General features: G+C 62.9%; 19 protein-coding genes, 1 tRNA gene and 1 pseudogene. 13 read left to right on the forward strand and 8 right to left on the reverse strand.

Translation table 11 applies throughout. The features are described 5' to 3' along the window. Window positions 1-228: 228 nt before the first annotated feature. The 6 genes and pseudogenes from QX010_RS12915 to QX010_RS12940 all read right to left on the reverse strand — a co-directional run bounded on the left by QX010_RS12915 (window position 229) and on the right by QX010_RS12940 (window position 6,503). Window positions 229-1,788, reverse strand: coding sequence for a serine hydrolase (locus QX010_RS12915; RefSeq protein ID WP_315803772.1), 1,560 nt, complete (start codon window positions 1,786-1,788; stop codon window positions 229-231). 117 nt (window positions 1,789-1,905) lie between these two features. Next, window positions 1,906-2,200, reverse strand: a pseudogene (locus QX010_RS12920) (type II toxin-antitoxin system RelE/ParE family toxin). After that, window positions 2,197-2,442, reverse strand: coding sequence for a CopG family ribbon-helix-helix protein (locus tag QX010_RS12925; protein WP_315803771.1), 246 nt, complete (start codon window positions 2,440-2,442; stop codon window positions 2,197-2,199). Before QX010_RS12925 ends, QX010_RS12920 begins: the two are co-directional and overlap by 4 nt. Before the next feature lie 98 nt (window positions 2,443-2,540). Next, window positions 2,541-3,272, reverse strand: a complete 732-nt coding sequence (locus tag QX010_RS12930; RefSeq protein WP_316179863.1) for an alpha/beta hydrolase — start codon at window positions 3,270-3,272, stop codon at window positions 2,541-2,543. Window positions 3,273-3,306: 34 nt separating this feature from the next. Beyond that, window positions 3,307-5,013: a DUF262 domain-containing protein gene (locus tag QX010_RS12935; RefSeq protein WP_316179865.1), complete on the reverse strand. Its 1,707-nt coding sequence runs from the start codon at window positions 5,011-5,013 to the stop codon at window positions 3,307-3,309. A 515-nt stretch (window positions 5,014-5,528) separates the two neighbouring features. Continuing rightward, window positions 5,529-6,503, reverse strand: coding sequence for an IS110 family transposase (locus QX010_RS12940; RefSeq protein ID WP_316179866.1), 975 nt, complete (start codon window positions 6,501-6,503; stop codon window positions 5,529-5,531). 903 nt (window positions 6,504-7,406) lie between these two features. On the opposite strand from QX010_RS12940, the gene QX010_RS12945 reads away from it, so the two are divergent. The 9 genes from QX010_RS12945 to QX010_RS12985 all read left to right on the forward strand — a co-directional run bounded on the left by QX010_RS12945 (window position 7,407) and on the right by QX010_RS12985 (window position 14,961). Continuing rightward, window positions 7,407-7,532, forward strand: coding sequence for a hypothetical protein (locus QX010_RS12945; RefSeq protein WP_315803769.1), 126 nt, complete (start codon window positions 7,407-7,409; stop codon window positions 7,530-7,532). Between the two features lie 128 nt (window positions 7,533-7,660). Further along, window positions 7,661-9,235, forward strand: coding sequence for a 2-isopropylmalate synthase (locus QX010_RS12950; RefSeq protein WP_316179867.1), 1,575 nt, complete (start codon window positions 7,661-7,663; stop codon window positions 9,233-9,235). A gap of 290 nt (window positions 9,236-9,525) precedes the next feature. Beyond that, a complete protein-coding gene (locus tag QX010_RS12955; protein WP_316179869.1) occupies window positions 9,526-10,542 on the forward strand; it encodes a TRAP transporter substrate-binding protein in 1,017 nt (338 codons plus the stop codon). A gap of 121 nt (window positions 10,543-10,663) precedes the next feature. Next, window positions 10,664-11,230 carry a TRAP transporter small permease gene (locus QX010_RS12960; protein WP_315752772.1) on the forward strand — a complete coding sequence of 189 codons (567 nt, stop codon included), beginning with the start codon at window positions 10,664-10,666 and terminating at the stop codon, window positions 11,228-11,230. Beyond that, window positions 11,227-12,552: a TRAP transporter large permease subunit gene (locus QX010_RS12965; protein ID WP_316179871.1), complete on the forward strand. Its 1,326-nt coding sequence runs from the start codon at window positions 11,227-11,229 to the stop codon at window positions 12,550-12,552. The genes QX010_RS12960 and QX010_RS12965 overlap by 4 nt, the downstream gene beginning before the upstream one ends. Before the next feature lie 149 nt (window positions 12,553-12,701). Beyond that, complete coding sequence (locus QX010_RS12970; protein WP_316179873.1) at window positions 12,702-13,301, forward strand: Spy/CpxP family protein refolding chaperone; 600 nt, start codon at window positions 12,702-12,704, stop codon at window positions 13,299-13,301. Window positions 13,302-13,466: 165 nt separating this feature from the next. Continuing rightward, window positions 13,467-13,542 (forward strand) — tRNA-Lys (locus tag QX010_RS12975). 541 nt (window positions 13,543-14,083) lie between these two features. Next, window positions 14,084-14,587 carry a hypothetical protein gene (locus QX010_RS12980; protein ID WP_316179874.1) on the forward strand — a complete coding sequence of 168 codons (504 nt, stop codon included), beginning with the start codon at window positions 14,084-14,086 and terminating at the stop codon, window positions 14,585-14,587. After that, window positions 14,584-14,961, forward strand: a complete 378-nt coding sequence (locus QX010_RS12985) for a glycosyltransferase (protein ID WP_316179875.1) — start codon at window positions 14,584-14,586, stop codon at window positions 14,959-14,961. Before QX010_RS12980 ends, QX010_RS12985 begins: the two co-directional genes overlap by 4 nt. 158 nt (window positions 14,962-15,119) lie before the next feature. Here the strand turns inward: QX010_RS12985 and QX010_RS12990 are convergent, their stop codons facing one another. Both QX010_RS12990 and QX010_RS12995 read right to left on the reverse strand, forming a co-directional pair. Next, window positions 15,120-16,445, reverse strand: a complete 1,326-nt coding sequence (locus tag QX010_RS12990) for an ATP-binding protein (RefSeq protein ID WP_316179876.1) — start codon at window positions 16,443-16,445, stop codon at window positions 15,120-15,122. Next, window positions 16,442-17,104: a response regulator transcription factor gene (locus tag QX010_RS12995; RefSeq protein WP_316179877.1), complete on the reverse strand. Its 663-nt coding sequence runs from the start codon at window positions 17,102-17,104 to the stop codon at window positions 16,442-16,444. The genes QX010_RS12990 and QX010_RS12995 overlap by 4 nt, the downstream gene beginning before the upstream one ends. 168 nt (window positions 17,105-17,272) lie before the next feature. On the opposite strand from QX010_RS12995, the gene QX010_RS13000 reads away from it, so the two are divergent. The 4 genes from QX010_RS13000 to QX010_RS13015 all read left to right on the forward strand — a co-directional run bounded on the left by QX010_RS13000 (window position 17,273) and on the right by QX010_RS13015 (window position 21,594). Continuing rightward, on the forward strand, window positions 17,273-17,677 hold the full coding sequence (locus QX010_RS13000) for a PepSY domain-containing protein (RefSeq protein WP_316179878.1): 405 nt from the start codon (window positions 17,273-17,275) through the stop codon (window positions 17,675-17,677). 237 nt (window positions 17,678-17,914) lie between these two features. Then, complete coding sequence (locus QX010_RS13005; protein WP_315803761.1) at window positions 17,915-18,385, forward strand: DUF2271 domain-containing protein; 471 nt, start codon at window positions 17,915-17,917, stop codon at window positions 18,383-18,385. A 16-nt stretch (window positions 18,386-18,401) separates the two neighbouring features. Continuing rightward, on the forward strand, window positions 18,402-20,606 hold the full coding sequence (locus QX010_RS13010) for a PepSY domain-containing protein (protein WP_316179879.1): 2,205 nt from the start codon (window positions 18,402-18,404) through the stop codon (window positions 20,604-20,606). Continuing rightward, window positions 20,587-21,594: an FAD:protein FMN transferase gene (locus QX010_RS13015; protein WP_410051946.1), complete on the forward strand. Its 1,008-nt coding sequence runs from the start codon at window positions 20,587-20,589 to the stop codon at window positions 21,592-21,594. Before QX010_RS13010 ends, QX010_RS13015 begins: the two co-directional genes overlap by 20 nt. The last annotated feature ends 138 nt before the right edge of the window (window positions 21,595-21,732 follow it).

Here is a 21,732-nt window from a genome sequence, read left to right on the forward strand (position 1 = left end):
CGCAATCGAAAAACGATCCCCCACCGCAGGACGAGCCGCGGCGGGAGGGCAGACATACACGAGATGAGCTGCTCGCGAAAACGACGGGAGATCGCAGCCGTGGCCTGCGGCACGCGGAAGGTTATTAGAACTGTTCCAAACTGTTTCCGGCCCGGTCTGGCGGTCCGTCAGCACCAAGGCATCCGGACTCCGCTGCTATCAGGAGATTTGGCGGAGCCGATCGGGGACTCATGGCGCCGCCTGACCTTCGATCGCCAGATCCTTGCCATAGCGGCCTTTGGTTCTGAACATCACCTTGTCGCCATCGAAGGTGAGCCGCCAGTTGCGCTCCTCGCCCTGGCCGATGAACTGCACGTCGATCGCGAAGGTCGTCGGATCGACCCAGTTGCCCTTCATGGCGCGGTAGACGTAGGGCTGCCAGGGGTGAGGTTGCGCAGTCGCTCGATAGAGGCCGTCGAGGCCGATCGGGCTCTGCAGATGAACTGTTCCCCCGTTGCGGTCTCGCGACGGGATGTCCCAGGTGACCTGCGGCTCGGGTCCGGTGAGGCTGAGGGTGATTGTGTTGATGCCGAGCGGGCCGGGCGGAAATGTGTAGGTCTTGCCCGAGATCGTCGCCGCGATATCCGGGACACTGCCGACCGTGCCTCGCGTCTCCGTCCCGGCCTCGCTGATGGCGGCCGCCAGAGCCTCCTTGGCTCCATCAGCGGCGGGCAGGGCCTCATTCGATTTCACCGTGGCCAGGATCTCATTCGCAAGCTTGCGGAACGGACAGAAATTGCGCGCGGTCATCACGGCCACGATGTCAGGGTCCGGCAGCACCATGATGACCTGGCAGTGATAGCCGACGGCCATGAAGACGTTCCGCTCCGGCAGGGCCCAGAACTGATCGGCATAGCGGAGCCCCGGATCGAACGTCGCGTTCATGCTGACGGTGGCGTGGTTGACGGCTTCGATCCAGTCGAGGGGCAGCAATTGCTGCTCGCCCCAGCGGCCACGGCGCAGATAGAGGTAGCCGATCTTCGCCATGTCGCGCGGCTTCAGCGCGAGCCCGAATCCGCCGCCGGAAATCCCCTTGGAATCCTTGAACCAGGCGTGCTCGGTGATGCCAAGCGGCGCGAACAGTCGTTCCCGGGCAAAATCCTCCGCGCTCTTGCCGGTGAGCTTGGTGACGATGGCGGAGAGCAGATGCGAGTTGCCGCTGTTGTAGTAGAACGTCTCGCCCGGCGCATGCGCCATCGGACGGTCGAGAACATACTGCACCCAGTCGGGGCTTCGTCCCATCTCGTACAGCGACGTCTCGGCGCCGCCGTTGTAGCCCTCGTCCCAGTCCAGGCCGGAGGTCATGTTGAGCAGATGCTGCACGGTGAGCGCCTGCTTGCGCGCGTCGACATTGTCGATCCTGCGATCCTTGAAGAAATCGAGCACCGGATGGTCGAGGCTGTCGAGCACGCCATCCTTGAGCAGCATCGCGATCAACGTGGCGACGACCGCCTTGGTCGAGGAGTTGATGATGTGCAGCTCGTCGTCCTTGTAGGGCGCGTAGGACGCATCGAGCACGACGCGGCCGTGGCGTGTGACCAGCAGGCTGTCGAACCTCATGGTCTTGCCGGCGGCGACGAGCTTCGTCAGCGCCGCGGAGTCCATGCCTTCTTCCTCGGGCGAGGCGGTCGCCCAGCCGGGCTGGGGGAAGCGGGAGAGGCTGGTGTCCTCCGCCGAGGCCGTGTCGGCGAAGAGACCAGCAAACAAGGCCGCCGCGACCAACAAGACGTCAATCCTGAGACGCACCATGCCGAACGTCCTCTGTTGAACATAGCGATGATACGGTATCAGAAGACCCCAATCCATCAAAGATTGTGTGACAATCATATTGCGCGCGGCAGCACCGGCGTATTGCCGGTGACAGGGTCAGAACCCGTCCGGCCATCTCTGAGCCGAGTGCATCACGGTCAGAATCTCGATGCCGGCCGTCGTCGGGCGATAGGGCACGATGTAGGGGACATCTGTGAGCACGAGCTCACGGGTGCCGGCCACGCGGCCGGGGCGTCCGATGTCGGGGCTCTCAGCAAGGGATTCGACCCGCAAAAATGATGCGCGCAACGACACGGGCGGCAGCTGCGGGATTGTCTTCGGCAATGTACGAGCCGATCTCATCGAGGCGCCGCAGCGTTCTTCTTGTCCATCGGATGGGACGTTGGCTCATCCTCGTCCGGCTGGCTTCACGTATTTGGCGATGACCTTCGCCACTTCGGCGTCGCTGGCGAAGTCTCCTTGCTCAGCTTCGGCCAGACCCGCCTCGATCTCGGCAAGTTGCCAGGCTTGCCGGTGCACGAATTCCTCAATGGCACCCGCAGCGACTTCGGAGCGCGGACGGCCGAGCCTCTCGGCGAGTTCGTCGAGCTTTGCAGACGTCGCATCTGAGACGCGGACAGTGAAGGCAGCCATGGGATTTGTCTCTCGGTTGGCGCGGGTTGTGTGTGAGACCAACCGTCCGGTCAACGGCCTCCGTCAAGGATCGTCGGATCGTCCGAGCGTTTTCGCGCTCACGCCCAATGCGCCCGCAGCGCCGCCGCGATGCTCTGTGGCCGCTCGACGATGCTCCAGTGCCCGGCGTCCTGCTCGACGTGCAAGGACGCGCCGTGGTGTTGTGCGAAGCGGCTGAGCGTGTCGAGCGGCACGTAAGGGTCTTGCGTGCCTGAGATCACGAGGCCGCGTCGCGGAAGCTGCGCCAGCCGCGCGATCCAGTCGCCACTGAAGCAAAGCCCGTTCGCCGAGCGATACAGCGCGAGGATCGCGCGCTTCATCGGCGACTGCCAGGCCGCGGCTTCACGTGCGGCGAGGTCGGCCGGCAGTCCGCTCTGGCGGAACATCCGCGCCATCAAGCGCTGCGACGACAGCGTCATGAAGATCTCGCCGAGGACCGGCGTGTTCCAGATCCGTGCGATACGATGGCCGCGATAGGCGGCATCGAGGACGCCGCCGGCGACGGCCCACGAGCGCACCAGCTCAGGCCGCAGCGACGCCGCACGCAACACCAGCAGTGCGCCCCAATCATGCCCGACCAGGTCGAGCGGCCCGACCGCCGCATGCTGCGCCTCCATCAGCGCGACCAGCCAGTCGGCGTAAGCGTCCTTGCTACATGCAAAGCCGGCCGGGGCTTCGCCGCAGAAGCCGGGCAGGCAGGGGACGGCAACGGTCTCCCCGAGCGCCGCGATCAGCGGCCCCCAAATCACCGGCGTGTCAGGGACGCCGTGGAGGAGGATACGGTTGGTCATGGCGAGACACAACCGTATCGCGTAGGAGAACTTGTCAACTTAGCAGAAACTGATTTAGCCGATCGGCAATTTTCTGCCGTCGTGCAGCAAGGAAATTGTCGTACTCGGCGACTTCTAACAATCTAAGGTCTGTTGGTATTGCTTGTGCATCGAAAGGTATCGTGCCGTGTTGTTGTATCAAGGGGGCCAAGTACTGCACAGGCGATTTATCGCTGATAGTCCGATTGGTTTTTCCTCCGATAAAAGCAAGGTTGGCGATATCATCGGCCTTACGAGCGCTGTGAATGCCCTTGAGTTGCTTCTTTGGGAAAATATGGTGAAACTGCAGTTGATGCTGCGCCCCGGTGTGATCGAGTGAGATGGTGAGATTTGAGCGCCAGTCCTTCGCTCCGTTTGAACGAAAGGCCAAGAACATTGTCTTAAACAGCGCGCTCCGCTGATTGCGGCCTTCAAGTTCTTCTGGCGCAATGTCGAGACGACCTACCTGCTGCTTGAGGCGATCAATCAGTTCTGGTCCCTTGCCGCCATTGCGAATGTTCGCGAGATCTTGGTCAAGTATTGTCTCGCTCGACCCGCGAGAATAGCGACCCTTTGCATTTGCCAACAGGACCCAGCGGCGCAGTTCTCTTTCTTCAAGATTGTCGATCTTGTAGTCTGTCTTAAGACCATAATATGCAAGCGTGATTAGGATGAACGGAGATGAAAGCAGTGCGGGAGAATCTATTCCGGCATTACTCTTAAGGAAGTTAATGGCGAACTGCATCCCCTCGCGCGCTTCTTTCCAGGCTGTCTGCAATGTTTCAAGATTGAGCTTGCCGACAGTCAAGAAGCGTGATTGGCCAGTGGCGAAAGCCACTAGGTTTTTCAGGTGTAGGCCAAGATCTAGATCGAAGCCGAGATTGGTGCACTGTTCCTGAAAATCAAGGAATATCTGGAGCGAGTGTCGCCACTTTGCGGTGATCTGAGCCAGAGCCAAATCTGAGCTGCGCAACTTTGCACCAAGCGAGTTGACGCGAACAAAGATCTCGGTCACTTCGTTGTAGGAAAGCGCACGTTCTAGGACGTCCATTCTGTACATATACTTCCGGATACCTCGCAATCGAGCGAGCCGCTGACTATATTTTTCGTATCGAGGATCGTCGAACCCCGTGACTCCTGCTGCTCGGAGAAATTGCGCGTCCGCATCGACTTTGAATACGTCTGACACCTTTACCCATTGCGGGAGTTGGGCGAGCTTTCTGGTGCTGACGACGAACGTCATTCTATTGAAGCGCTCTTGTAGTTCGTCTTCGGTGCTGTCGGTCTCATCTTCAGTTATTGGTGTGCTATCCTCACTGTCCTCATCCTCGCCGTTTTCCTCCACTTCCGTAACGAAAGCCAGTGTTTCCGGGTGTTCGAGATTGAAAAGCAGCTCTATAGGCCTCCTGCGTCCGCGCACGGCAACAGGTTGCCCACGGATAACTGCAGAAAGCGACGTTAGGCGCTGTTGGCCGTCAAGCAGCAGGCGCACACTCTGATATGGATTTCCGGCTTGTGATACAGCAAACTTGCGAAGAGGAACTTCTTCGTCCGTTTCCCAAAGCAAGATGGCCCCAGATGGGTAGCCCCGGTAAAGCGAGTCCATCAAGTCTCTTACTCGGGGTGATCGCCACACATATTGGCGTTGCATTTCCGGTAAGCGGAGTTCGCCCCGCTCGATCATCCCCACTAACTCCTCGACTGAAGCTTCTGCCCGAGCCATTCCAGTGTCCCACTAAAATCTTCATTGCTAAAATTGTGACCGAGCAAGTCTGGTAGTCGACAGGTCCGGTCAATCTTCCAGATCGAGCTCAATATTAACTTTCAACTTAGTCGTGTATGCAATCGAATTTTTTTTCTTTCCTTTTTTCAGAAATCGTGTTTTTATGCGCCATCCCGCCTCATCGGAGAGGGGCGTACGCGTCGTCACGATACGTGGAGTGCGGGGAGCGATGGCCGTGAGGCGCCAGTGGACGACTGGCGGTTTGCGGACGGCGAAGTCGTGTGGTCCTGGCGCCCCGAAGCTGGCGTCAAGCCGGCGGCGTTCATGACGAGCGCGCCGGTGACGGGGGCAATCAAGCCGGTCCCCGGGGAGCAACTGTCTTTTTTGTAGACCGGTGATCGGCCGGCCTCAAGGCTGGCGCGAAGGCGCGCCACCGCCTTCGGCGGCTGACGGCCTTGACCCCGTCCGCTCGCCGGTCTGTTGGCTTGGCGTGCGCTCGGGCGGAGCCCGAGCGGCTATGAGGCGCTCGACCCGTTCACAACGTGGAGCGCCGGATTCCACTTTTGGCGGCGTTTGACCATGACGTTGAGAATGCAGATCAGCTTGCGCATGCAGGCGGTCAGCGCGACCTTCTTCAACTTACCTTGGGCGAGCAGGCGCTCGTAGAAGGCCTTCAGGACTGGATTGCACCGCGTCGCGGCGCCCACGCAGGCCATGTAGAATGTGTTGCGAGTTCTGCGGCGTCCGCCCTTGACGTGCCGATCCCCGCGACGCCGGCCACTGTCATCATCGTACGGCGCAACACCCAGCAGCGCCGCGACGGCTTTGTCGCTGGTCTGGCCGAGCTCCGGCATGGTTGCTATCAGCGTAGCACACGTCGTGCGGCCGATGCCCGGAACGCTTTCGATGATCTCGGCGAGCTCCGCAAAATGCGGCGTGCTTTCGATCAGGGCGGAGATCTCTGCCTCGAGCTCGGCCAGCTCGGCGCTGATCGCCTTGACGATGCGCGTATGCAGACGCTGTACTTCTACAGGCAATTTATGCTCGCCCTGGTTCTTCAGTCTGACCAGCATATCTTTCGTCGCTTGGCGCACATTGACCATCTGCTGAAGCTTCTCTCGGGCGGCATCGTAGGCTTGCACCGCAGCTTCGTTGAAGGTCTCGGCGAACCAGGCGATCGTGTCCGCATCGATACTGTCGTTCTTGGCCAGGCGCCCGGCCGATTGAGCGAAGCTCCGCACCCGCTTTGGATCGACGATACGAACGTCGATCTTGGCGGCTCGCACCAGTTTGGCCCACTCCCGCTCGTAGCCGCCGCTGGCCTCCATCACGACCTTGGTGACGCCGTGCCGGCGCAGCCACGCCACGAAGTCGCGCTGGCCTTCCTTCGTCCTTTCAAACATCTGCTTGGACCCGGGCGCTCGGGTACAAGCATCGACCTTATCCTTGGCGACATCGACACCCGCGACAACGAGATCATTCTGTGCCATCATCCAGCTCCCTTCCTTGCAAGGTGCGGGCTCGAAGCCCGTGCAACTGTTCGGGTTGAAGGAAGACACCGGACCTGTCCCACGCTCCCCGACAGGCTCTAGGGCCTTTGAGCACGATCGGGCTCAGATCCAGCGACGGGCGGTTGGTCAGAACCGCCCGTTCGCACATTCTGGCAGGTTTCGAACACACAAGAGCACGAAGTAAGCCGTAAAGCCGTAGCGCAGGGAAGGCCGGGATGTCCTGGCCGAGCCTGTGGTTCCTGCCCCGTGCACTTCTTTCCGCACGGGGGCCGCGGGTGTCGGCAGACGCCCGGCCTTCCCTGCACCCTCGAATTGCAGAGGGTTTGATGTCGAGGATCAACCCGGGCGCGGCCGTGCTGCGGGGATGATGAGGTGCGTGCTGATGCAGATGCCGACACCGCCAACCACACCCTCACTGTCATCCCGAACAAGCGCGCGGCACGCGCGCGCCGATCCGGGATCCGTAACCCCAGGGGAGATCTGCAAGGCGCGATGGCCGCTTCATCCCATCCAGCCACACCCGTCACGGCGTACGGATCCCGGGTCGGCGGCCACCAACGCTTCGCGCTGGCGGCCTTGGCCGGGATGACACCGTTTGTGTGGTGGGCCGGTGCTGGCCGATCGGGACCCCTGCAGATGCCGACACCGCCAAACATGCCCTCGAGGTCGGCCCGGACGAGTGTGCGGCAGACGCGCGCAGATGGATCCATAACCACACGGAGATTCGCGACGCAGACGCCGCAATACGTCACCCCTTCTGACCCTTATTCGGCGTTGCGACGCCCTCCCATTCCCGGTAAAAGCACCGTCGAGGGCACCCCGGCAACGATCCATCAATGGTTTTGCCGCACAGTTTTTGTGTCTTCGCAAAAGGGTTTGGCAATGCTGATTCGCAGCGCAGAGATCGAGGCCATCGCCGGGGCAGACGCCCGGTCGATCGCGCTCGCCCCGCTGCCGGCTCGCGGCCTGACCGGCGCGCTCGAGCTTCTGCTTCTTAGCTGCCCCTGAGGGCCGGCTGGGCGGGATGCGCCTGGGCACTCAGGGGGCTGCTTCGGACACCGAAACACCCTTCAGCGCCCAATGTTCAGAGATCCTGACCGACAAGCGCACCACCCGACAAAATTCGAGGAAAGCCAATGTCCAATCCCGTTCAGTCCGACAAGGACCGCGTCGTCATTTTCGACACCACCCTGCGCGACGGCGAGCAGTGCCCCGGCGCCACCATGACGTTCGAGGAGAAGCTCAACATCGCGGCGATGCTGGACGACATGGGTGTCGACATCATCGAGGCCGGCTTCCCGATCGCCTCCGACGGCGACTTCGAGGCCGTCAACGAGATCGCGAAGCGCTCGAAGAACGCGGTGATCTGCGGCCTGTCGCGCGCCGGCGCCAAGGACATCGACCGCTGCGCCGAGGCGATCCGCCCGGCCAAGCGCGGCCGCATCCACACCTTCCTGTCCACCTCGCCGGTGCACATGAAGTACAAGCTGCAGATGGACCCGCAGCAGGTGTTCGAGCTGGTGGTCTCCTCGGTGACGCGCGCGCGCAATCACACCGACGACGTCGAGTGGTCGTCCGAGGACGGCACCCGCACCGAGTTCGACTTCCTGTGCCGCTGCGTCGAGGCCGCGATCAAGGCCGGCGCCACCACCATCAACATCCCGGACACCGTCGGCTACGCCGTGCCGGAAGAGTATTACGACCTGTTCAAGCGTGTGCGCGAGAGCGTGCCGAACTCCGACAAGGCGGTGTTCTCGGTCCACTGCCACAACGACCTGGGCATGGCGGTCGCCAACTCGATGGCCGGCGTGCGCGCCGGCGCCCGCCAGATCGAATGCACCATCAACGGCATCGGCGAGCGCGCCGGCAACGCGGCCCTGGAAGAGGTCGTGATGGCGATGCGCGTGCGCAACGACAAGCTGCCGTTCTGGAACAAGATCGACACCACGCAGCTGACCCACGCCTCGAAGGTGGTGTCGGCCGCGACCTCGTTCCCGGTGCAGTACAACAAGGCCATCGTCGGCCGCAACGCCTTCGCGCATGAGAGCGGCATCCATCAGGACGGCATGCTGAAGAACGCGCAGACCTACGAGATCATGCTGCCGGAGACGGTCGGCGTGAAGCAGACCTCGCTGGTGATGGGCAAGCATTCCGGCCGCCACGCCTTCGTCCACAAGCTGGAGGAGATGGGCCACAAGCTGTCGAGCAATCAGGTCGAGGACGCCTTCGTCCGCTTCAAGGCGCTGGCCGACCGCAAGAAGCAGATCTACGACGAGGACATCGAGGCGCTGATCGACGAGGGCATGGTGAGCGCCCATGACCGCATCAAGCTGTTGTCGCTGTCGGTCATCGCCGGCACCCGCGGTCCGCAGCGCGCCACCATGAAGCTCGACGTCGACGGCGTGACCAAGATCGAGGAGAGCGAAGGCAACGGGCCGGTCGATGCCGTGTTCAACTGCATCAAGTCGCTGGTGCCGCACGAGGCCAAGCTGGACTTGTACCAGGTCCATGCCGTGACCGAGGGCACCGACGCACAGGCCGAGGTCTCGGTGCGGCTGTCGCAGGACGGCCGCTCGATGACCGCGCGCGCGGCGGATCCGGATACGCTGGTGGCCTCGGCCAAGGCCTATCTGGGGGCGCTCAACAAGCTGGTCATGAAGCGCCAGCGCGACGTGGCGCAGGGGCAGGGCGCGACGGCGGCAGCGGGCTGATCGACAACGTCATTCCGGGGCAGCCGCGAGAGCGGCTGAACCCGGAATCCGGAGCTTGGTTTGCACCCTGCTCTGGCCATATCGAGGTTCCCCGATGCGCAAATTGCGCATCTGAGGTTCGGCGCTTCGCGCCGCCCCGGACGACGCGAAGATGGTGCGTTGCAGCACGGGAATCCCCGGCTCTGCGGCTAACGGTCAATGGCATTCCGGCCGGCGACCCGCTAACAATGTCCCTGGCATACAAAGCGGGGGCATCATTGCAATGTCCCCCGAAACGTCGGGAGGACACCTTGCACTTCAAGTTTCGCCATGTGATCGCCACCGCCGCCTCGCTCGCGGTGTTCGCGCTGGCCGGCCCGGCCCTGGCCGCCGACAATCCGATCGTGATCAAGTTCAGCCATGTGGTGGCCTCGAACACCCCGAAGGGCCTCGCCGCCGACAAGTTCAAGGAGCTGGCCGAGAAGTACACCGACGGCAAGGTCAAGGTCGAAGTCTACCCGAACTCGCAGCTCTACAAGGACAAGGAAGAGCTCGAGGCGCTGCAGCTCGGCGCGGTGCAGATGCTGGCGCCGTCGAATTCCAAGTTCGGCCCGATCGGCATCAAGGAGTTCGAGGTGTTCGATCTGCCCTACATCCTGCCCGACCTCGCCACCCTGCGGAAGGTGACCGACGGCCCGCTCGGCGCCAGGCTGCTGAAGCTGCTCGAGCCCAAGGGAATGATCGGGCTGGCCTACTGGGACAACGGCTTCAAGCAGATGAGCGCCAACAAGAAGCTCGTCGATCCCGCCGACTACAAGGGCCTGAAGTTCCGCATCCAGTCCTCGAAGGTGCTGGATGCGCAGTTCCGCACGCTCGGCGCGATCCCGCAGGTAATGGCGTTCTCGGAAGTCTACCAGGCGCTGCAGACCGGCGTCGTCGACGGCCAGGAGAATACGCCCTCGAACATCTATACCCAGAAGATGCACGAGGTGCAGAAGTACATCACGCTGACCAATCATGGCTACATCGGCTACGTCGTGGTCGTGAACAAGAAGTTCTGGGACGGCCTGCCGCCGGATATCCGTGCCGCCTGCGAGAAGGCGATGAAGGAAGCGACCGCCTACGGCAACAGCCAGTCGGCGAAGGAGAACGACGACGCGCTCGAGGAGATCCGCAAGTCCGGCAAGAGCGAGCTGGTCAAGCTGACGCCGGCCCAGGACGAGGCGATGCGCAAGGCGATGATGCCGGTGTACAAGGACGTCGCGGGGCGCGTCGGCCAGCCGCTGATCGACGAGTTCCTGAAGGAGACGCGCGGCTCGACCAACTGATGGCGTGAGGCGAGCGGTGCGCGGGCCATGGTCCGCGCACCGAGGGGGCGACGCACTCGGCGCGCAAAAAGGCAGACGGCGCAGCCAAGCGCCGCGGACGTTTGATTGTGGGGGAGGGGACTTGGGCTTTCTATTGCGCATCCTCGATCGGCTCGAGGAGATCCTGATCGCATTTCTGATCGCGGCGGCGACCTCGATCATCTTCGTGGCCGTGCTGCACCGCTATCTGGTCGGCGTGCCCTTCCTCTATCCCATCCTGTTTCCGATCGACCTGTCCTGGGCGCAGGAGCTCTGCATCTACATGTTCGTGTGGATGGCGAAGTTCGGCGCCGCCTATGGCGTGCGCACCGGCATCCATGTCGGCGTCGACGTCGTGGTGAACATGATGCGGCCGTCGCTGCGCAAGGTGACGATCCTGTTCGGCCTGCTCTGCGGCGCGCTGTTCACCTCCATCATCGGCACCATGGGCGCCAAGTTCGTCTACGGCCTGTCGCAGACCGACCAGGTGACGCCGGACATGGAGCTGCCGAGCTGGCTGGTCTATCTCTGCATCCCGCTCGGCTCCTATCTGATGTGCTTCCGCTTCCTGCAGGTGGCCTGGCACTATCTTCGCCATGACGAGCTGCCGCATCACGACCACGCCTATGTCGAAGGCGTCGACCCGACGGCGACGGAGGCGCTGCGATGAGCAGCCTCCTCATCTTCAGCCTGCTCATCTTCCTGATGCTGACGGGCATGCCGATCTCGATCGCGCTCGGCCTCACCGTGCTGTCGTTCGTGTTCTTCATGACCAACGTGCCGACCGAATCGGTCGCGCTGAAGCTGTTCACCGGCATCGACAATTTCGAGATCATGGCGATCCCGTTCTTCATCCTCGCCGGCAATTTCCTGACCCATGGCGGCGTCGCCCGAAGGATGATCAACTTCGCGACGTCGATGGTCGGGCACTGGTATGGCGGCCTCGGCCTAGCCGGCGTCGTGGCCTGCGCGCTGTTCGCCGCCGTCTCCGGCTCCTCGCCGGCGACCGTGATCGCGATCGGCTCGATCATGCTGCCGGCGATGGTCAAGCAGGGCTTTCCCAAGCGCTTCGGCGCCGGCGTCATCACCACCTCGGGCGCGCTCGGTATCCTGATCCCGCCGTCGATCGTGATGGTGGTCTATGCGGTCGCGACCGGCGGCAGCATCGCGCTCGATCCGGCCGGCCACCGCGTGTCCTCGGCCTCGGTCGGCCAGCTGTTCATCGCCGGCGTGATCCCCGGCCTGATGCTGGCGAGCCTGCTCGGCTTCACCACCTTCTACCGGGCCTGGAAGAACGACTACCCCCGGATGCCACGGGCAAGCTGGGCCGAGCGCTTCACGGCCTTCCGCAAGTGCGTGTGGGGTCTGCTGCTGATCGTGATCGTGCTCGGCGGCATCTACACCGGCAAGTTCACGCCGACTGAGGCCGCGGCCGTCAGCGCCGTCTATGCCTTCGTCATCGCGGTGTTCGTGTATCGCGACATGTCGCTGAAGGACGTGCCGAAGGTCTTGCTCGGCTCGGCCAACATGAGCGCGATGATCCTCTACATCATCACCAACGCCGTGCTGTTCTCGTTCCTGATGGCGAACGAGAACATCCCGCAGCAGATCGCCAACTGGATGGCGGCGGCCGGCGTCAACTGGATCGTGTTCCTCCTGGTCGTCAACATCCTCCTGCTGCTCGCCGGCAACGTGATGGAGGCGACCTCGATCGTCTTGATCATGGCGCCGATCCTGTTCCCGGTGGCGGTCAAGCTCGGCATCCATCCGGTGCATCTGGGCATCCTGATGGTGGTCAACATGGAGGTCGGCATGTGTCACCCGCCCGTCGGGCTCAACCTCTACGTCGCCTCGGGCATCGCCAAGATGGGCATCACCGAGCTGACCATCGCCGTCATGCCCTGGCTGCTGACGATGCTGGGCTTCCTCGCGCTCGTCACCTACTTGCCGGAAATCTCGCTGTGGTTGCCGCGCATGCTGGGGATGCTTTGAGGCGCAGACATGAAATGACACCGAATTGCAAAAACAGAAAGGTATTTGAAGCAATTACATCTTCGTAAGGTCGTACACTCTGTCCAAACTGTAAGTTGAAGGTGCGGAACGGCGGGCTCATGCTGATCCGACTTTCCAAGGAGGTTGGCATGAGAAGGTTCACCATCGCCGCTGTCGCCGTGCTCGCCATCGCCGGCTCGACCGCGGTCTACGCCCAGCGCGGCTGGTTTCATGATCACATGCATCATGCGCGCATGAATCCGGAAGATCGCGCCGCCATGCTGGATGCGCGCATCGCTTCCGTCCATGCCGGCCTGAAGCTGACGGCGGACCAGGAGAAATTGTGGCCGCCGGTCGAGAGCGCGGTGCGCGATCTCGCCAAGCTGCGGTTCGACCGCGCCAATGCGCGGATGACCGACGCAGCCCAGGACAAGGACATCGATCCCGTGGCGCGGCTGCGCGAGCGTGCCGATACGATGGCGGTCACCGCGGATGCGATGAAGAAGGTCGCCGACGCTGCCGACCCGCTCTACAAGACGCTCGACGACGGCCAGAAGCGCCGGCTGTCGATGCTCACCCGGCCGATGGGGCGCATGATGGGAACGGACGGTCCGCGCCATCACCGCTGGATGGAGCGCGGCGAGGGCGGCATGGAGGACGATCCGCGCTTCGGCGGGCATCGCTTCGGCCCGGGACCGATGGGCCACATGGGCTGGTCCGAGGAGGAACGCGAGTCCGGACGGCTCTGAGCGCCGGTTAACGATCCTTCTGATTTCACTTGGGGAAAACCGCCGCCCGCCGGCGGTTTTTCTGCATCGAAAGTGACGAAAAATCGTCATGGATCGCTGGACATCCCGGAATCGCTTTGCTAAACGACCGGCTCTCGCGGAAGGCTTTCTCCGGATGCAAGATCCGGGCGCATAGCTCAGTTGGTAGAGCAGCTGACTCTTAATCAGCGGGTCCTAGGTTCGAGCCCTAGTGCGCCCACCAAGCCTTCCAAAGATGTATGGCCAATCTGCAAAGCCATTCCGACAAGCGGGTCAGCGGCTATTCCGACACGCCGGCTGCTTCTGTTTGCTCCTGCCGCCGCTTCTTCGACCTGAGATCAACTGCTTGCGGGTCCGTTCTGGATAGGTCGGTAGCTGTCGACTTGAGCAGTGGCGGCCCGCGACACGCAGCTCGGCGTCTGTCAGATCGCGGATTGCGGTCGGGTCCCCGGGCGTGGTGTAACTCGGTAGAGCAAAGCCGTTCGCCCGCGCGCTCCCCTTCGCGTGCTCGCGGAGAAGGCCCCGGACACCGATCTTCTGCGCGAGTGATCGGCTTTGCTGCCCATCGCTTGATGGAGATGGAGGACGCCGGGCTGACCGGAGCGGCCAACGCCACGCCGGATGGTCGAGGCGCTGACGGCCGTTGTCCAGGAGGCCTGCGTACACGAGGGCGTTCGACCCGCTCGCGTTCACTTCGTCACATGTATGGCCCAACGCGTCCTGTCGGACGATATCGTTCGGCTCGCGCACGCCGGTGTACGCGGATGGTTGCGAGCCGTCGGCGCCGAGTGATCCTGAGCGGTACGACCTATCAGGAGCTGGCCGCCAACGTGGCCGAGGCCCAGGGGGGGCCGCTTGCCGCCCTGCATTACTTCCCCGTCAGGGCGAACAACCATATCCTGCCGATTCTGTTGCCCCCGAGTTTGGTCGAGTCCTTGTGGTCAGTCGCCGAGTGGTCGCACTGGCGCCTATTGAGGCCGGCCTATGATGAACAGCGCCGGGTTCTGCGGCTTCCGGACTCCAGAATTCGCGCCGTGCGCCGTATCGTCGAATCGGGCGCGCTGGAGATTCAAGCCTATGACAAGGTGTTTTTTCCCGGACTCAAGGCGCGATGGGACTGGGAGAGACCATTGGTCGGCACCATGACCTTGGAATCCGCCACCGACTTCGATGAGTCCGTGATTTCCTGGATCGGCGCCGGCCGCCCCCAATCTACTTCGGGTTCGGCAGCATGCCGGTCGACAGACCGGCGGAGACCGTTGCGATGATCGCAAATGTTTGCCGCGAACTCAGCGAGCGTGCGCTGATCTGTTCGGGAGTCCTGCGGCTTGAAGGCACGGTCCCCACGCAGGACGTCATGATCGTGCCTGCGACCGATCACGCCGCTGTCCTGCCGCGCTGCCGGGCCATCGTTCACTATGGCGGCTCCGGCACCACGGCCGCGAGCGTTCGCTCCGGCGTCCCAACTCTTGTCCTCTGGATCGGCGCCGACCAGCCGGTATGGGCGACACGGATCAGACGCCTGGGTATCGGCACCTCGCGTCGTTTTTCGGCAACGACGCAAGCGACCCTTCGCCATGAACTGCGGACCGTTCTGGAGCCGGGATGCCCACTCGGGCGCGCGAGGTGGCCAATCAGATGACGCCGCCGAGCCGAAGCCTAGCGGCTACCGTAGCGCTTCTCGAAGAGCTGGTCGCCACGCGCGCATGATTCGCCCCCCGGCCTGCTAATTGGCCGCAATTGCCACGTCCCAATCTGCTCCCAATTTCTCGAAAAATCATCGACTGGCCGCCGATGAACTCACTGCGCGGAAAACCTCGCCTGGAAGCCGCCCTGCGCTCCAGGCAAAGGCGACGTCAGGACGAGCTCGGCACCAACTCCGGAGGCGATGGCTTTTGCGATGGCGAGGCCCAACCCCGAGCCGTCAGCATCGGTGCTGCCGCGCTCGAACGGGCGAGACAAGCGTTCCAGCAACTCCGGCGGAACGGCTGTTCCCTCATTTGTAACGGTCAGCACGCCAGTGTTGGAAAGAGTTACAACGACTGGCGCGTGGGACGCTCCGTGCTTGAGGCCGTTCTCAATGAGATTGCGCGCTAGAATGGCAAAGGCATCCGTATCAATATCGAAGAGAACCGGCGTCGCAGGAATGTTGACAGCGAGTCGACCGGCCGCAGCCGGATCGCGCATCATCTCCCCGATGACCAGTTTCAGCACCGATGCGATGTCAGTCGTCTCCTTGCCCTGAAGCCGTCCACCCTCCGCCTTCGCGAGTTGCATCAACTTTTCAGACAGTTGCGAAAGCCGCCGCAGCGCCACCTCGATCTGCTGGGCCCGGGTTCGGGCTGCGGTGTCCCGGGTCTCGGCGATGAGCCGTTGCGTCTGCGCGAGCGCGGCAGCCACCGGCGTACGTAGTTCGTGCGCGGAATTGGCCGTGAAACTTCGCTCGGCTTCCAGGGCGCGCCGAAGCTTCTCCAGCAGGCCGTTCACGGCGTCGGCGATCGGCCCGATCTCGGAGGGCAGTCCCGCGGCTGGAACCGGAGACAGGTCGCCGGTGCCGCGCGCTTCAATGTCGCCTCGCAGGCGCCTGACCGGGGTCATCGAAACGCGCACGACGCCCCATACGGCGAGAAGACTGAGGGGAATGAGCAATCCCAGCGGCCAGGCAAGCCCGAGGAGCGCCTGGTTCGCGACCTCGCGACGATGTGTCAGCAGCTCCGCCACCGCGATCGTCATCGTGCCTCGCACTGCAGTGTCGAAGTAGATTCGATGGGTTGGGGTGTCGACAAACCCCATTCTGGAGAAAGGAGGAAAGATCGCGTCATCGGCACCGTGCGAGCGCAGCAGGACGGTGCCGCGGTCGTCGCGGACCACATAGGTGAAGTACTCGTCGTGCTGCCTGAGCGTGGCGATACGCTGAGACGTGCCGTCTGCCTCACGGCCGAGGATATCGAGCACCGCAAGCGGAAGAATCCGCTGAGCCGTCTCCTCAAGCGCGCTATCGAATACCTCGTTCATTTCGTGACGCAGCCTTTGGCCGGTCACGACGGCTGCAACAATCCAAAGGAGCGCGACGCCAAGCCCGAGCCACAGCGAGATCTGCCACTGCAGACTACGCGGGCCTTTCATGAGGCGATTCCCAGCCGATAGCCGAGACCTCGCACGGTCTCAATGACGGCGTGTCCGAGCTTCTTGCGAAGCCGGCTGACATGTACCTCGATGGTGTTGCTCTCGATCTCTTCGCCAAAGGAATAGAGCCGTTCCTCGAGCAGCGACTTGGACAAAACCTGTCGCGGACGCTGCAAGAAAGTCTCGAGCAGCACCCATTCCCGCGCTGTCAGGGCGATGTTCTTTCCTGCACGCGTAATCGACCGAGCGGCCAGATCGATCTGAAGATCGCCAATTCGGATCAGTGGGTTCGGATTGCCGGCATAGCGGCGAGCGACGGCATTCAGCCGCGCCGTAAGCTCCGAAAGATCAAAGGGCTTGATCATGTAATCGTCTGCGCCGGCGTTGAGCCCTTCGATCCGGTCGGACAATTGATCGAGCGCCGTCAGGATGATGACCGGCGTCACGTCGCCCTTGGCGCGTCGATCCCGCAGCAGTCCGATACCGCGGCCGTCCGGCAGCATCAGATCCAGGAGCAAGAGGTCATAGGCCGCGGTGTCAAGATATTCCCTTGCCGCATCCAGGCGGGTCACCCAGTCCACGGAATGGCCATCCGACACAATCTGGTCGCGTACTGCCGCCCCCAGAATCGTGTCGTCTTCGATCAGCAATATCCGCATCGGGTCATTCCGCCCAGCCCGTCGACCTGTAAGCGATAATCATAGAGGAGATCCTGACGTTGACCTGAAGCAAAAGTCGCGGCGTCTTCAGGTCAACGTCAGGAAACCGGCTCAAGAAGAAGACGGGCAGGAGCCTTGAAGCGGGAGCAAGAGAACGTGAACAGGACAATGTTGATTGCCGCCATTCTGCTGGGGGCGCTGACGCCCGGCATGGCGCTGGCCGATGATGACGATTGTAACGTGCCCATGGCGCAGTGGCAGCCGCGCGAAGCGGTCGAGCAGATGGCGAAGGCGCGCGGCTGGACCGTGCGCAGAATCAAGATCGACGATGGATGCTATGAGATCAGGGGACAGGACGAAGCCGGTCGCGCCATCGAGGCAAAGATTGATCCTGCATCTCTGGCTGTGATCCGCGTGAAGCAAAAGCGCGGAGAGCACGACAAGGATCATGATCAAGGTGACCGAGAGCGGCGAGGCGATCAGTCGGGACCAGGACGAGCAGCCGCGCCTACGGCGCCGCCCACCAACGGACTTATTCAGGGCGGCGCGGCTCCCAAGGTCCAGGTTCAATAACGGTCCGGAAGCCGCGAGCATCCTGGGACGCAAAAGGCCGGCCTGACTGACGGACGTCGCCTGAATCGAGTGAACGCGACATCGCGTTCAAGCGCGCCCCGCCTCGTGCGGGGCGTTTTCTTTTGGGGAGAGCGCAACCTGACGACGACCTGAAGCAGAATCGGATCGACCTTCAGGAGCACGTCAGCCGCGCCATTCAGTTAGGGCGCGATAGAAGCGCCACTGTCGGAGACAAAAATGAAATCGATGATTGCCGCCCTTGCCGTGACCACCGCGCTGACCGCCCCCGGGCTGGCCATGGCGCGACCTGTCACGTTGACCACGACGCTTAATAACTACGGCGGGAACGGCGCGTATTTGGCGCTTTACGTCACCGACGCGACCGGAGCTTACAAAGGCACGCTGTGGATGGCTGGCTCCAAGTCCAAATATTACAGCCATCTCAGCGGCTGGGAGCGCAGTTCTCGTGGAAACCTTGCAGATATCAACGGCATCACCGGCGCAAGCGTCGGAGCCGGCCGTACGCTGAAGATCACGCTCGATCTTGCGGATGCGCTCTTCGATGCGGGCTACAAGCTGCATATCGACGCCGCCGCCGAGGACATGCGCGACAGCCCGTCCGAGGTGGTGGTTCCGCTGACATCCGCGGGCGCGGGCCGGCCGCTGGCAGGGCGCAGCTACATCCGCTCGTTCACTTACGACAAGTAGCCTTGGGATCGGTGTGATGCTGCGCTTGATTCACAGGGGCCTGGCCCTTGCCGTCGTCCTGCCGCTGATGGTGCTTGTCCTAAGCGGCGCGGTGCTGTCGGTGATCCCGGCTTGGGAAAGAGCTGGGGCGATATCGCCAGACAGCATGAGCGTCGCCGACCTCGCCGGCCGGATCGCCCACAGATATCCTGGCGTCGAGCAGATCAAGCGACTGACCTCCGGCAAAATCATCGCCTTCTACTCCGGAACAGCCGGCCCGGCCGCGAGCGTGGTGGACCCTTCCAGCGGCAAGCCGGTTTCGGACTACGTGCGCTCCCCGTTCGAGCGCTGGATGACAAACCTGCACCGCTCGTTCTTTCTGAGCGATGGCGGACGCATGGCCGCAGGCGCGAGCGCATTCGCCATGCTTGTCCTGGCGCTGTCCGGTCTGCAGATGACGGCCCGGCGCATGGGAGGGTGGCGGCATGTTCTCGGCCGCTCCCGTGGCGGCGGCATGCAACGCCTGCATACCGATCTCGGTCGGCTGGCGGCCGTCGGGCTCGTGCTGTCGGCGATGACGGCGCTTTATCTGTCGCTCACGACGTTCGGACTGATCCCGGACGGCACGGCGCAGCTGTCCGCATTCCCGAGCGTGACAAGCAGCGGCCCGGCTCTTCCGGTCGAGCAAATCGAGGCTTTGCGTGGCATCGATCTTTCTCAACTGCGTGAATTGACGTTTCCCAACGCCGCGAATCCGAACGATCTCTTCCATCTGGTCACCGCTGCAGGCGAGGGCTACGTCGACCCGGCCAGCGGAGAGATGCTGGGCTGGCAGGACAATTCGGTCGCTCGGCAGATCTACGAATTCATCTACATGCTACATACCGGGCAAGGGCTCTGGTGGCTTGGGTTGCTGCTCGGCGTCAGTGCCCTCGGTGTGCCGGTGCTCGGGTTGAGCGGAGCCGTGGTGTGGTCGAGCAGGAAGCACGCTCACGCTCCCATCAGCGACAACGTTCCTGCCAAAGATGCCGACACCGTGATCCTGGTCGGCAGTGAAAGCGGCAGCACATGGGGCTTCGCCTGCACGCTGCATGCCGCGCTGACGGCCAACGGGCACAGGGTTCACGTCGCTCCAATGGACAGCTTGTTGCGATCCTATCCGTCGACCCAGCGCATGTTCGTGCTGACGGCAACCTATGGCGACGGCGCAGCGCCGGCGACAGCCGGCGCATTCCTCAAACGCCTCGACGCGATCACCGCGCCACCGCCTTTTCCGGTCGCAGTCCTCGGCTTCGGTGATCGGCAATTCCCGCAATTCTGTCAATTCGCCCGCGACGTCGAGGCGGCCCTGGCGCGTAAAGGCTCGCGATCGTTGATGCCGCTGGACACGATCGACCGCCAGTCTGCGCAAGAGTTTGCGCGGTGGGGCAAGGCCCTGTCGGATGTCATGGGTGAGGACCTTGTGCTGATCCATGTGCCGGAGCGGCCGCGGACTCATATGCTAACGCTCATCGAACGCATCGATTACGGCGCGGAGGTGCAGGTGCCCACCTGCGTGCTGCGCTTCGCGCTGCCAGGACGCGGCATGTTCGCGCGCCTCATGGGGCATGGCTGGCCGCGCTTCGCCGCAGGCGACCTGATCGCGGTTCTGCCGCCAGACTGCAACTTGCCGCGCTACTATTCGTTGGCAAGTTCGACCCGTGATGGCTTCGTCGAGATCTGCGTCCGCAAGCATCCGGGCGGACTTTGCTCTGGTCTGCTTCACGGCCTTCAGCCGGGCGACAAGATCGAGGCCTTCGTGAAGGCAAATCCCGCTTTCCGTCCGGCACATGGACGAAAGCCGGTGATCCTGATCGGCGCTGGCACCGGCATAGGTCCGCTGGCAGGATTTGTTCGTGCCAACGGCGGGTGCCAGCCGATGCATCTCTATTTCGGCGGGCGCGATCCAGCCTCTGACTTTCTCTATGAGCGCGAAATCGATGACTGGCTGGGTGAGAAACGATTGACGAGCCTCACCACTGCCTTCTCGCGCGTGAAGGGCGGCGGCTATGTGCAGGATCGCCTGCGCGGTGACGCGGATCGCCTGCGCGCACTCATCGCCAACGGAGCACAGATCATGGTCTGTGGCGGGCGCGACATGGCAGCGGACGTCATGCAGGCGGTGGCGGACGTATTGGCGCCCCTGGGTCTGACGCCTGTCGCACTCAAAGCCCAAGGGAGGTATGTTGAAGATGTCTACTGACCTGCACCGTCATGTATTGAGCGGCGCCACCATGGGAACGCGCTGGTCGGCGCTGCTCTATGCACCGCCGTCGACCAATCTTGCCGCGCTGGAAACCGCATTGGCTCACGCCGTCGATTGCGTCGACCATCAGATGTCCACATGGAAGCCGGACAGCGACCTGATGCGTTTCAATGCAGCGTCGCCGGGCACCTGGGAATCCTTGCCGATTGAACTCATGCGGGTCTTGGAGCGGGGAGTTGCAATCGGACGCGCCTCGGACGGAGCCTTTGACGTCGGGCTCGGAACTCTCGTCAATGCCTGGGGTTTCGGACCTCCCTGTTCGGCGCCAGACGCGCAAGCGCTTCGCGCGGCTCTTCGCGAGCGGCTGCCACCAACCCACACTGTTCTTGAACTGGATGTGCCGGAACGAAGGGCGCGCAAGCACAGCCACTTCGCCCTCGATCTTTCGGGTATCGCCAAGGGTTTCGCCGTGGACGAGATGATGCGCGTGGTCGAGTGCTTCGGCGTCTCCAACGCGCTGCTCGGTCTCGATGGAGAGTTGAAAGGGCGAGGCGCCAAGGCAGACGGATCCTCGTGGCGAGTAGCGGTGGAAGCGCCTGACTACGAACTGCGCGGTCCGCTCGGCGTGATCGAATTGCGTGATGCGGCGGTCGCGACCTCGGGCGACTATCGGCGCTGGGTCGATATCGGGCGAAAGCGCCTCTCTCACGCGATGGACCGATCGCGCGGCGGCCCGGTAGACAATGGAATTGCGTCGGTTTCAGTCGTTGCCGCCAGCTGCATGGATGCCGATGCTTGGGCCACTGCGCTCATGGTTCTCGGTCCGGAGCGAGGCAAGGCCCTGGCGCTGAAGCAAGGCCTCGATGCGCTGCTGATCCAGCGGCAAAACGAGACGTTCTCAGAGATTCCTGTCGGTCCCTTGTTCCATGAGCCTCGGGGCGCGCGGCAGGAAATGAGCCGGCACGAACGAGTGCCGGCTTTCTGAAACGGCCGGACGGTGGCGCCGATGTCCCGCCACAAGGATCTCCCGGTGCGCATGGTGGCCATTGCGGGCGAGAGCTCAGGCCGGCCGCCATCTCCACGATGCCAAAGGGGGCCGTTTGATCGCGGGGCCAGTTGTCCC

The sequence above is a fragment of the Bradyrhizobium sp. SZCCHNRI1009 genome, from assembly GCF_032487575.1.
In the GTDB taxonomy this organism is placed as follows: Bacteria; Pseudomonadota; Alphaproteobacteria; order Rhizobiales; family Xanthobacteraceae; genus Bradyrhizobium.

What these genes read in the sequence shown, in the direction of transcription:
- QX010_RS12945 (WP_315803769.1), top strand. Translation starts at nt 7,407, where the DNA reads ATGCTGATTCGCAGCGCAGAGATCGAGGCCATCGCCGGGGCAGACGCC.
- QX010_RS12930 (WP_316179863.1), bottom strand. Translation starts at nt 3,272, where the DNA reads ATGACCAACCGTATCCTCCTCCACGGCGTCCCTGACACGCCGGTGATT.
- QX010_RS12950 (WP_316179867.1), top strand. Translation starts at nt 7,661, where the DNA reads ATGTCCAATCCCGTTCAGTCCGACAAGGACCGCGTCGTCATTTTCGAC.
- QX010_RS12990 (WP_316179876.1), bottom strand. Translation starts at nt 16,445, where the DNA reads ATGAAAGGCCCGCGTAGTCTGCAGTGGCAGATCTCGCTGTGGCTCGGG.
- QX010_RS12980 (WP_316179874.1), top strand. Translation starts at nt 14,084, where the DNA reads ATGGTTGCGAGCCGTCGGCGCCGAGTGATCCTGAGCGGTACGACCTAT.
- QX010_RS12965 (WP_316179871.1), top strand. Translation starts at nt 11,227, where the DNA reads ATGAGCAGCCTCCTCATCTTCAGCCTGCTCATCTTCCTGATGCTGACG.
- QX010_RS13015 (WP_410051946.1), top strand. Translation starts at nt 20,587, where the DNA reads ATGTTGAAGATGTCTACTGACCTGCACCGTCATGTATTGAGCGGCGCC.
- QX010_RS12995 (WP_316179877.1), bottom strand. Translation starts at nt 17,104, where the DNA reads ATGCGGATATTGCTGATCGAAGACGACACGATTCTGGGGGCGGCAGTA.
- QX010_RS12925 (WP_315803771.1), bottom strand. Translation starts at nt 2,442, where the DNA reads ATGGCTGCCTTCACTGTCCGCGTCTCAGATGCGACGTCTGCAAAGCTC.
- QX010_RS12915 (WP_315803772.1), bottom strand. Translation starts at nt 1,788, where the DNA reads ATGGTGCGTCTCAGGATTGACGTCTTGTTGGTCGCGGCGGCCTTGTTT.
- QX010_RS13000 (WP_316179878.1), top strand. Translation starts at nt 17,273, where the DNA reads ATGTTGATTGCCGCCATTCTGCTGGGGGCGCTGACGCCCGGCATGGCG.
- QX010_RS12940 (WP_316179866.1), bottom strand. Translation starts at nt 6,503, where the DNA reads ATGGCACAGAATGATCTCGTTGTCGCGGGTGTCGATGTCGCCAAGGAT.
- QX010_RS12985 (WP_316179875.1), top strand. Translation starts at nt 14,584, where the DNA reads ATGATCGCAAATGTTTGCCGCGAACTCAGCGAGCGTGCGCTGATCTGT.
- QX010_RS12970 (WP_316179873.1), top strand. Translation starts at nt 12,702, where the DNA reads ATGAGAAGGTTCACCATCGCCGCTGTCGCCGTGCTCGCCATCGCCGGC.
- QX010_RS13005 (WP_315803761.1), top strand. Translation starts at nt 17,915, where the DNA reads ATGAAATCGATGATTGCCGCCCTTGCCGTGACCACCGCGCTGACCGCC.
- QX010_RS13010 (WP_316179879.1), top strand. Translation starts at nt 18,402, where the DNA reads ATGCTGCGCTTGATTCACAGGGGCCTGGCCCTTGCCGTCGTCCTGCCG.
- QX010_RS12935 (WP_316179865.1), bottom strand. Translation starts at nt 5,013, where the DNA reads ATGGCTCGGGCAGAAGCTTCAGTCGAGGAGTTAGTGGGGATGATCGAG.